The sequence below is a fragment of the Micromonospora sp. HK10 genome (assembly GCF_000982955.1).
GTDB lineage: Bacteria > Actinomycetota > Actinomycetes > Mycobacteriales > Micromonosporaceae > Micromonospora.
The window spans coordinates 1-10,695 of the sequence record NZ_KQ058703.1; the positions used below are offsets into that span (position 1 = coordinate 1).

Sequence of the window (10,695 nt, forward strand, 5' to 3'; positions counted from 1 at the left end):
GCCTGGAAGCCGCCGGGCCAGGAGTTCGTCACGGCGTACGCGGCCGCGCAGCCGCTGCCGCCCGGCGTGGGGCTGGGCGACGTCGGGGTCGGCGTCGGGCTCTGGGAGGTGGGCGACGGGCTGGCCGAGGTCGGCGACGGGCTGGCCGAGGTCGGCGTCGGGCTGGGGGTGCCGCCCAACCGGTCGGCGACCAGGATGCCCCGGCCGTTGGTGCCCAGGTAGACCCGGCCGTAGACGCGCGGGTCACCGGTCAGCGCCTCGCCGGCGTTGCCGTACTGGTGCTGGTCGTCGTTGATCCGCACCCAGCTCGCGCCGGTGTCGTCGGATCGGTAGACGCCGTGCTTGCCGTCCACCGTGCCGATCACGAACAGCGCCGGGTACGTCCGCCCCGGCGCGGCCTTGCCGAAGCCCACGTTGATCGAGGTGGAGACGCCGGTCACCGGGGCGAAGCTGGCCCCCGAGTTGGTGGAGCGCCAGAGCCCGCCCTCGCCGGCCAGCCAGATGTCGCCCTCGGCGCCCGGCAGCGCCTTGAACTTGACCCCGGTGCTCGGCAGACCGGTCGCGGCGGTGGCCGTGAAGGCCGCCCCACCGTTGGTGCTCAGGTAGAACTTCCCGTTGCTGAAGCCGTAGAACTTGTTCGGGTTGACCCGGTCGGACTCGACCGTGGCGTTGGCCGGGATGCCGGTGGCCGCCGTCCACGAGTTGCCGAAGCCCACCGAGCGGACCACCGGCTGGCCGGCGTCGGCCGGCGCCCAGACGAACTGGCTGCCGTCGGCGGACGCGGCCACCGTGCCGCCGTTGTTGATCCCGCCGGGTTCGGTGCCCTGGAACCAGTTCGCGCCGCCGTCGGTGGAGAACGCGACGTGGCTGTCGTTGGGCCGGTCGGAGTCGGTGAAGTTGCCGGCCCGCACCAGCACCGCCGGCTTGGTCTCGGCGTAGTCCAGGCTCGTGGTGCTGGTGAAGACCGGCTGGGTGAACATCATCGCCGGCACCGCGGTCAGGTCGGTGTGCCGGAACCCGCCGATGTCGCCGAGCCCGCTGACCAGCGGCGCGCCCGACGGCGGGCTGACCAGGTCGAGCACCGCGGTCTCCTCCAGCCCCTTCACCATCGGGGTGATGGTGAACGTGCCGCCGGTGTCCCACTTCGTCAGGCCGGTGGTGCCGTAGATCGTCGCGCCGGTGCCGTACATCATCCGGTCGCTGTTGAACGGATCGATCTCCAGCGACTCGTTCATCCAGCCCAGCTTCGGGGTCTCCTCGGGCGGCGCGGGGTTCGCGCCGAACGTCAGCCACGGCACCGAGCTGATGTCCATCGTGTACTTCTTGCTCCGGTTCGGATAGCTGGTGAAGTCCCAGATCCGGGTCCAGGTCGCGCCCCCGTCGGTGCTGCGCCAGAAGATCGCGTCCGGCCACCAGGAGATCTGGGTGGCGACCATCAGGGTGTTCGGGTGCTGCCGGTCGATGGTCAGGCCGGAGTAGCCGAAGTAGGCGTCGCCGCTCGACGACGGGATCGGGCTGATCTGCGTCCAGGCGCCGGTGGCCCGGTTGAACTTCCACACGTCACCCTTGCCCCCGTCGTACGGGCCGCCGGTGTCGCTGGTGGCGATGTAGAGGTAGCCGCCGACCGGGTCGACCACCCCCTTGTGGGCCAGGTAGCCGGTGGGCTGGCCGGCGATCCGCTCCCAGGTGGCGCCGCCGTTGGTGCTCCGGTAGACCGGGTTCTGCTTGTCGGCCACCCCGACGTAGACGGTCTGCGTGGCGTTGCCCGCCGTACCCGTGCTCTTGTCGAAGGCGACCCAGGTCAGGCCCTGGTTCTGGCTCTGGTAGCCGGTGCTGTCGTTCGGGTCGGCCCGGTAGTTGCCGACGTTCGGGAACGCGGTCACCTTGGCCCAGGTCACCCCGTAGTCGGTGCTGCGCCACAGGCCGTTGCCGCCCTCGGCGCCGTAGTACAGGATGCTGTTCTTGTTCGGGTCGATCGCCAGCCGCTCCCCCATGCCGCGGCCCGGCATGTTGCCGCCGTTCTTGAACGGCAACTCGGTGGCCTGCCAGGTGGCGCCCTTGTCGGTGGAGCGCAGGATCGCCCCGTTGTTCGGGTCCCAGTCGTTGGTGTACATGCCGACGGCGGCGTACACCCGGTTGGTCTGCACCGGATCGGTGGCGAGGCTCAGCACGCCGTTCCAGCCCCACCGGTCCGCGCCGACGTGGTCCAGCAGCGGCGTCCAGGACTGGCTGGCCTGCTCCCAGCGGTACGCCCCGCCGATGTCGGTGCGCGCGTAGATCAGGTTCTTCTCGGTCTGGTTGAAGACGATGCCGGGCACGAAGCCGCCGCCGTCGATCCGGACGTTCTTCCAGGAGTACGGCTCGGCCGCGGCGGCGGCCGCCGGGACGGTGGGAGTGGCGGCGAACTGCACGACGACGGCGGCCGCCGTGGCGGCCAGCGCGGCGGCGGCCGCGCTGGCGAGACTTCTGCGCATGGGGGAGTTCCTCTCGGGGTGCGCGGGGACGGTGGGGAGCTGCCCGGGCTCCCCGTCGGCGAACGCGGCTCCCGCAGCCGAGGGACACCCACCCTAACCGCCCGGCCGTCGAATTTGGAAGCGTTCCCAACTAACTCGTCCCACCCGGATGGGATGAGGGCAGGTCACCCGGGGTGTGGACAGGATCGGTGCTGCGGGTGTGCGTGCCGCAGCCGCCACACCTGCGCCCGAAAAACCGATCCGGAGGGAGCCATCGCATGGCCACCGCGACGATCGCCCGTACCGACCAGGACATCCAGTCCGACGTGCTCGACGAGCTGACCTGGGAGCCCCGGGTACGCCCCAACGAGATCGGGGTGACCGTCACCGAAGGGGTCGTCACGCTGACCGGCTGGGTCGACAGCTACGCGAAGAAATGGGCCGCCGAACGCGCCGCCCACCGGGTCACCCGGGTCCGGGCGGTCGCCAACGACCTCGCCGTCCGGATCGCCACCTCCGCCGAGAAGAGCGACCCGGAGATCGCCACCGCCGCCAGCCGGGCTCTGGAGTGGGACGCCTTCGTGCCGCTCGAGGCACTGGACGTGACCGTCGCCGACGGCTGGGTCACCCTGCACGGCGAGGTCGAGTGGGAGTACCAGCGCCGGGCCGCCGAGCGGGCCGTCGGCCGGCTCACCGGCGTACGCGGGGTGAGCAACGGGATCACCGTCCGGCCCGGCACCCGCTCCGACGGGCGCGAGCTGGCCGAGCGGATCGTGGACGCGCTGGCCCGCAACCGCGCCACCGAGGCCGAGGGGATCAGCGTGCGGGTACACGGCGACACCGCCGTGCTCGCCGGCCTGGTGCACTCCGTCCCGGAGCGCGAAGAGATCGAACGGATCGTCTGGTCCGCGCCCGGCATCCGGGAGGTGCACAACCACGTGACGGTCGGCGGCTGAGCCGGACCACCCGGGGCGGGTGATCCCCGCTCACCCGCTCGCGGGCCACGGTCGGAGACATGACTGAACCGAACGGCCCGCGCCGACCCGGGCGTACCGCGCCCGGGGCCACCCTGCCGTCGACCCGGACGGGATGACCCGATGACCACGCCACTGCAGGTGACCAGCGCCCGGCTGCACGTGCCGGTGAGCGAGGCGGACCACGCGCGGGGGCCGGCGGACGCACCGGTCACCATCGTCGAGTACGGCGACTTCCAGTGCCGGTTCTGCGGGGCCGCGTACCCGAACCTGGCCGAGGTGCTGCGCCAGCGCGCCGACAGCGTCCGGCTGGTCTACCGGCACTTCCCGATCGCCAACGTGCACCCGTACGCGGAGAGCGCGGCGGAGGCGGCCGAGGCCGCCGCCGTACGGGGCCGGTTCTGGGAGCTGCACGACTGGCTCTACGAGCACCAGGACCAGCTCGACCCGGTGCACCTGTCGCTCGGCGTCGAGCAGCTCGGGCTGCCGCCGGACGAGATCGCCGGGGAGGTCAGCCGGCAGGCGCACGCGGACCGGGTCCGGCGGGACTTCGTGGGCGGCATCCGCAGCGGGGTGACCGCCGCCCCGACGCTCTTCGTCAACGACGTCCGCCACGACGGCGGGTACGACCTGGCCGAACTGCTGGCCGCCGTCGACGCCGCCGAGCAGCCCTGAGACCGCCCGCCGCCCACCTACCGCCGTCCACCTACCGCGGTCCACCTACCGCCGCCCGCCGACCCCGGCGGGCGGCGGGCCGGTCAGATCAACCGCAGCTCCCGCGCCCGCCGGACCGCCTCGCGCCGGCGGGTCGCGTCGAGCTTGCGGTAGATGTTGCGCACGTGGGTCTTCACCGTGTTCACCGACAGCGACAGCTCGCTGGCGATCTCCACGTTGGACAGGATGCTCTGCAGGTAACGCAGGATGGTCAGCTCCCGCTCGGTGAGCGGCTCGTCCAGCGCCCGCGCCGGGGCCGGGGCCCGCTCCGCCGCCCCGTCGGCGTCCCGCTCGTCGGCGCCCCGGACCAGCTCGCTCACCGTCGCCCAGTGCGCGGTGCCCGAGTCGAGATGGGCGGCGAGCAGGTCGCGTACCCCCGGCTCGGGGCGGGTGAAGTCGCGCCGGTACCCCTCCGGCGCGGCCAGGTCGAGCACCTGCTCGAGGATCCGCCCGGCCCGCCGCTCGTCGCCCCCGTCGCGGGCCAGCACGGCGTCGAGCAGGCCGGCGCGGACCCGTACCGGCTGCGGCCACGACCGGGCGTCCGGCCCGGCCCAGTCGGGCAGCGCCCGCTCGGCGGCCCGCGGGTCCCCGGCCCGCAGCTCGACCCGGGCCAGCGCCAACCCCAACGCCGCCGCCACCGCCCCGGCCACCGCCGGGCCCGGCCCGGCCTCGTCCGCGTCCCGGGCCGACCCGGCCGTACCCGCCCCGGCGTCGCGCCCGTCCCGCGCGGCCGGACCGGTCCCCGTCAACCCGTCCGGGGCGGACCCGAGCGGCCGCACCGGCCCGGCGCCGTCGGGCGGGGCGGGCGGGCGGCGTAGCGCGTCGGTGAGCAGGGTGCGGGCGGTGTCCACGTCGCCGACCGCGGCGCGCACCTGCGCCTCGGCGGCGGTCAGCGCGGCGACCGGCTCCACCCCGGGCGCGGCCTCCCGCGCCGCCCCGAGGGTGCGCAGGGCGGCGGCCGGCTCACCCGCCGCGACGAGCAGTTCAGCCCGGCAGAGCGCGGCCAGCGCCGCCGCGCTCGGCGCCGCGGTGGCCGGGCCGGCCAGGGCCAGGTTCGCCGCGGCCTCCGTCGGATCGTCCCGCTCCCCCGCGACCAGGGCCAGCGCCAGGTACGCGTACCCCCGGTCCACCTGGCCCGACCAGCCCCGACCGGGCGGCATCGCCAGCGCCTCCCGGGCGGTCCGCTCGGCCGCCCGCAGCTCACCGCGGGCCGCGTCCAGCACCGCCGACCGGCTGGCGCAGACCAGCTCGGTGCGCGGCCGGCCCGCCTCCCGGGCGGCGGCCAGCGCCTCGGCGAACCGCTCCCCGGCGGTGGTCAACGCCCCCTCGGCGAGCGCCACCAGGCCCAGCGCGGTCTCGGCGACCGCCCGGACGTCGGCCTCCTCCCCGGCACCCGCGCGCGGATCGCCCGACCCGGCCGGTACCGGACCGGTGGCGCGCAGCCGGGCCGCGGCCCGGCGTACCTCCGCATGATCGCCGGCGAGTCGGGCCAGGGTGAGGTCCAGCGCGACGGCCAGCCGGTGGACCCGGTCCCGGCGCGGGGCGGGCAGGTCGTCGGCGTGGCCGGCGCCCTCCCGCAGGTGCCCGGCGGCGGCGTCGAGATCCCCGGCGTACGCCCGCTCGACGGCGCAGGCCAGCGCCAGCTCCGGATCCCGACGGACCGCCGCCGCGGGCGGCGCGGCGGGCGGTGGGCCGGCCCGGTCGTCCCCGTCGTACGGCAACAGCTCCGGCCAGCGGGTGACCAGCAGCTCGACGGCCCGGTCCCAGTCGCCGGCGGCCAGCGCATGCCGCAACGCCTCGGCCGGCCGGCCGTTGCCCGCGTACCAGCCGGCCGCCCGCAGGTGCAGCTCCCGCAGCTCGTCCTGGGGCAGCCGGGCCAGCTCGTCGCGGAGCACCTCGGCCAGCAGCTGATGGCACCGGTACCAGGGCGGTGCGCCCCCGTCGTGGTGCACGAAACCGCCCGGCCGGGCCAGGTCGGCCAGCACCTGCCCGGCGTCGGCCCGCCCGGTCACCGCCTCCGCGAGGTCGGCGCAGACGGCCGCCGCGACGGCGCTGCGCCGCAGCACGTCCCGGGCGTCCGGGTCCAGCGGGGCCAGCACCTCGTCGCGCAGGTACCCGGCCACGTCCGGCTGGTCGCCGCCGAACCGCTCGACCGCCCACGCCGGGTCGGCCCCGCCGTGCAGCGCCAGCGCGGCGAAGCGCAGCCCGGCCGGCCAGCCGCCGGTGCGGTCGCGCAGCCGGGGCACCACCGCGGCGGGCAGCGGCACGCCGTGCGCCACCAGCAGGTCGGCCACCTCGTCGTCGGTGAACGCCAGCTCCGCCGGCCCGAGTTCGGTCAGCTCTCCGGCCAGCCGCCAGCGGTGCAGCGCCAGCGGCGGCTCGGTCCGCGCCCCGACCACCAGCCGCAGCCGCCCCTCGGTGTGCCGGAGCAGGAACTCCAGGCCGGAGAGCGCGCCGGGGTCGGTGATCCGGTGCAGGTCGTCGAGGACCAGCAGCACCGGACGGTCCCGGGCGGCGAGTGCGGCGGCGAGCAGTTCGAGCTGGTCAGGACGGGGCGGGACGTCCGGCACCGGTGACCCGCCCGGCTCGGGCGCTCCCGTGACGGCGCCGCGCAGGGCGGCCGCCAGGTAGGACCAGAGCCGTTCCCCGGTGTCCCCGCCTTCGACCGACACCCAGGCGGGCGGCGGCCCGGCCCGGGTGGCGCGTGCCCAGGCGGCGAGCAGGGTGGTCTTGCCCCAGCCCGCCGGCGCGGCGACCAGGGTCACCGGGCCGGCCGTTCCGGCTTCCAGCAGGTCCACCAGTCGCGGCCGCAGCAGCAGTGGCCCGGGCGGCGCGGGCGCGGCCAACCGGGACGCCAGCAGCGGCGGCCCGCCCGGCGCGGCAGCCGCCGGCACGGTGACGTCGCCGGGCGTTCCGGCCACCTCGACGCGGTCAGCCTCCTGCGGCATGCGCCCTCCCCCGTCGCGTCCACTCCCCCGCGGCCGTGCGGTGCGCGGTTACCCGGCCCGGACCGGTTCACCCCTTCGGGGCGAGCCCGCTTCACCCGGTCCGGCCCGACCCTGGAGCTACGCGGGCGGCCGGCCGCGCGTGACCGGCCGCCCGGCGCCCCGCGACGACGGGAGGAACAGGTGGCACGGATGGGACGGCTGACCGGTGGCGTGCTCGCCCTGGTGGTCGCGGCCGGGGTGACCGCCGCGCGCGCCCTCGTACGCCGGGAAGGGATCCGGTCGGGCCCGGCCGGGACCGATCCGCGGCCCGGACGCTGGCAGGTGGTCACGGTGGGCGGCCGGCCCGAGGAGGTGCTCCCCGGCGGGCGGTGGCCGGAACCACTGCGCCGACTCGACGGGGCGGTGGAGCTGTCTGCCCGGCCGGCGCCCGGCGGGCGCGGCACCGAGCTGGCGGCACGGCCGCTCGGCGGGGAGCCGGAGCTGCCCGGGATCGCCGCCCACCTGGTCGGGGAGGAGCCCGGTCGGTTCGTGCGGCAGGTGCTGCGGGAGGTCAAGCAGCTCGCCGAGACCGGCGAGGTGCTGCGCGCCGACCGCTCCCGGCTGGACCGCCCGGGGACGGCCGGGTGAGAGCGCTCTGCTGGGCGGGCACCGACGGGCTGGCGGTACGCCAGGTCCCCGACCCGGAGCTGCGCAACGCCCAGGACATGATCGTCCGGATGCGCCGCAGCGCCACCTGCGGGGCGGACCTGCCGCTGCTGGCCGGCCGGATCCCCGACCTGGCCGTCGGCGACGTGCTCGGGCACGAGTTCGTCGGCGAGGTGGTCGAGGTCGGGCCGGAGGTGCGCCGGCACCGGGTCGACGACCGGGTGGTGGTGGGCGCCTCCATCGCCTGCGGCGCCTGCTGGTACTGCCGGCAGGGCAACTACGGCTGCTGCGACAACGGCACCCCGGCGGCCACCGGGTCGACCTGGGGCGAAAGCGCCGCCGGCTGCTACGGCCATCCCACCCGGTCCGGCGGCTTCGCCGGCAGCCACGCCGAGTACGTCCGGGTGCCCTACGCCGACGTGGGCGCGTTCACCGTGCCCGAGGCGGTCAGCGACGACCGGGCGGTCTTTGCCGCCGAGGCCGCGCCGACCGGCTGGATGGGCGCCGAACTGGGCGAGGTGGCGCCCGGCGACGTGGTGGCGGTCTGGGGCGCGGGCGCGGTGGGGCAGCTCACCGCCGGGGCGGCGGTGCTGCGCGGCGCGGCCCGGGTGGTGATCGTGGACGACGACGACCAGCGGCTCCGGATGGCCGCCCGGCACGCCGGCGCGGAGCCGCTCAACTACCGCTACGTGGACGTCCTCGCCGAACTGCGGGAACGCAGCGGCGGCCGGGGCCCCGACGTGTGCGTGGAGGCGGTCGGCATGGGGGCCGACCGGCGGGGACGGTTCGGCCGGCGCGGCGACCTCGGGGAGCGGCCGACGGCGCTGCGCGAGGCGGTGCAGGCCTGCCGCAAGGGCGGCACCGTGGTGGTGCTCGGCACCTGGACGGGCGGCACCGACGCGGTTCCGCTCGGCGCGATGCTGGCCAAGGGGCTGACCGTGCGTAGTGGCCGGCAGCACGGACAGCGCTGGATCCCGACCCTGCTGGACCGGATGGCCCGCGACGAGCTGCGGACCGAGCACCTGGCCACCCACCGGCTGCCGCTGGAGCGGGCCGCGCACGGCTACGCGCTGTTCCGGGACCGGGCGGACGGCTGTGTACGGGTGGTCTTCTCCCCGTGATCCGTCGGCCCGGTGGTGGCACACTCGGCGGATGCGCGACGACCGCCCGTACGACCTCGTCCTCTTCGGCGCCACCGGATTCACCGGCGGCCTGACCGCCGAGTACCTGGCCCGGCACGCCCCGGACGGGCTGCGCTGGGCGCTCGCCGGCCGTAACCCGGGCAAGCTGGCGGCGGTGCGGGACCGCCTCGTCGCCATCGACGCCAACCTGGCGGAGCTGCCGCTGCTGACCGCTGACGTCACCGATCCGGCGTCGCTGCGCGCCGTCGCGGAGGCCGCCCGGGTGGTCGCCACCACCGTCGGCCCGTACGTGCACCACGGCGAGCCGCTGGTCGCGGCGTGCGCGGCCGCCGGCACCGACTATCTCGACATCACCGGCGAGCCGGAGTTCGTCGACCTCATGTATGTCCGGCACCACGCCGAGGCGGTCCGTACCGGCGCGCGGCTGGTGCACGCCTGCGGCTTCGACTCGATCCCGCACGACCTGGGCGTCTGGTTCACCATCCGGCAGCTGCCGACGGACGGGCCGGTGACCGTGGACGGCTACGTGCGGGCCGGCGGCCGGTTCTCCGCCGGGACGTACCACTCGGCGCTGACCGCGTTCTCCCGCACGGCGCAGACGAGCCGCGCGGCGAAGGCCCGCAGGTCCGTCGAGCCGCGGCCGACGGGGCGCCGGGTCCGGGCGGTGCCCGGAAAGGTCGGCCGGGCCACCGGGATCGGCATGTGGGCGGTGCCGCTGCCGACCATCGACCCGCAGGTGGTCCGCCGGTCGGCGGCGGCCCGGCCGGAGTACGGCCCGGACTTCCGCTACCGGCACTTCGCCGCGGTGAAACGGCTGCCCACGGTGCTGGCCGCGGGGGTGGGCCTGGCCGGCCTGGTCGGGTTGGTGAAGCTGCCGCCGACGCGGCGCTGGCTGCTCGGCCGGCTCTCCTCCGGGCAGGGTCCGAGCGCGCAGCAGCGGGCGAAGTCCTGGTTCCAGGTCCAGTTCGTCGGCACCGGCGGCGGACGGACGGTGCGCACCGAGGTGGCCGGCGGGGATCCCGGGTACGACGAGACCGCGAAGATGCTCGCCGAGTCGGCGCTCTGCCTGGCCTTCGACGACCTCCCGCCGACCGCCGGTCAGGTGACCACGGTGACCGCGATGGGCGACGCCCTGCTGGACCGCCTGGTCCGGGCGGGAATGACCTTCCGGGTGGTCGGCGCTTGACCCTCGACCGGGTTGAGGGCCCAGGATCCGACGTCGTGGAGAGCGACCTGCGCAGCATCGGCGAGCTGGCCCGGGCCAGCGGGTTGACGATCAGCGCGCTGCGGTTCTACGACCGGTCCGGGGTGCTGGTGCCGGCCTTCGTCGACCCGGTCACCGGCTACCGCTGGTACACCGACGAGCAGGTGGCCCCGGCCCGGCTGGTGGCCGGGCTGCGCCGGGTCGGGATGCCGCTGGCGGGGATCGCCGAGGCGCTGCGGGACCGGCACCGGCCGGCCGCCGTGCACCGGCTGCTGGACGCGCACCTGCGCCGGCTGGAGGACGGCCTCGCCGACGCCCGCCGTGAGCTCTCCCGGATCCGTACGCTGATCGAACCGGAGGAGTTCCCCGTGACCACCCGTCTCGTGCTGTCCCGCGCCGACCTGGCCGCCGCCGTCGACGCCGTCCGCTTCGCCGTCGGCTCCGACCCGGAACTGCCGGTGCTGGCCGGCGTGCTGCTGGACGTCGAACCGGACGGTGTCCGGCTGGTCGCCACCGACCGCCACCGGCTGGCCGTGGCGCGGGTGGTCGCGACGGTCGACGGGCCGGCGCTGCGCGCGCTGCTCCCGGTCGACGCGGTCGCCGCGCTGCGCGCCC

At 76.1% G+C, this 10,695-nt stretch carries 8 protein-coding genes; 6 read left to right on the forward strand and 2 right to left on the reverse strand.

Annotated elements, in window-relative coordinates; all coding sequences use genetic code 11:
* The coding region (locus LQ51_RS05730) for a beta propeller repeat protein (protein WP_046563613.1) at window positions 1–2,474 on the reverse strand (2,474 nt) is incomplete at its 3' end.
* 257 nt (window positions 2,475–2,731) lie between these two features.
* Here LQ51_RS05730 and LQ51_RS05735 point away from each other — a divergent pair.
* On the forward strand, window positions 2,732–3,409 hold the full coding sequence (locus LQ51_RS05735) for a BON domain-containing protein (protein ID WP_046563614.1): 678 nt from the start codon (window positions 2,732–2,734) through the stop codon (window positions 3,407–3,409).
* Between the two features lie 141 nt (window positions 3,410–3,550).
* Window positions 3,551–4,102 carry a DsbA family protein gene (locus LQ51_RS05740; protein ID WP_046563615.1) on the forward strand — a complete coding sequence of 184 codons (552 nt, stop codon included), beginning with the start codon at window positions 3,551–3,553 and terminating at the stop codon, window positions 4,100–4,102.
* 83 nt (window positions 4,103–4,185) lie between these two features.
* Here the strand turns inward: LQ51_RS05740 and LQ51_RS05745 are convergent, their stop codons facing one another.
* Complete coding sequence (locus tag LQ51_RS05745; RefSeq protein ID WP_046563616.1) at window positions 4,186–7,089, reverse strand: LuxR C-terminal-related transcriptional regulator; 2,904 nt, start codon at window positions 7,087–7,089, stop codon at window positions 4,186–4,188.
* Window positions 7,090–7,278: 189 nt separating this feature from the next.
* Here LQ51_RS05745 and LQ51_RS05750 point away from each other — a divergent pair, with 189 nt between their 5' ends.
* The 4 genes from LQ51_RS05750 to LQ51_RS05765 all read left to right on the forward strand — a co-directional run.
* The gene (locus LQ51_RS05750) at window positions 7,279–7,716 is read left to right on the forward strand and encodes a hypothetical protein (protein WP_369799824.1); all 438 of its coding nucleotides are present in this window, start codon (window positions 7,279–7,281) and stop codon (window positions 7,714–7,716) included.
* Window positions 7,713–8,855 (forward strand): alcohol dehydrogenase catalytic domain-containing protein, encoded by a 1,143-nt coding sequence (locus LQ51_RS05755; protein WP_046563618.1) that lies wholly within the window; start codon window positions 7,713–7,715, stop codon window positions 8,853–8,855. The genes LQ51_RS05750 and LQ51_RS05755 overlap by 4 nt, the downstream gene beginning before the upstream one ends.
* 31 nt (window positions 8,856–8,886) lie before the next feature.
* Window positions 8,887–10,062 (forward strand): saccharopine dehydrogenase family protein, encoded by a 1,176-nt coding sequence (locus tag LQ51_RS05760; protein WP_046563619.1) that lies wholly within the window; start codon window positions 8,887–8,889, stop codon window positions 10,060–10,062.
* 47 nt (window positions 10,063–10,109) lie between these two features.
* On the forward strand, window positions 10,110–10,695 hold a 586-nt coding region (locus LQ51_RS05765), incomplete at its 3' end, for a DNA polymerase III subunit beta family protein (protein WP_046563620.1).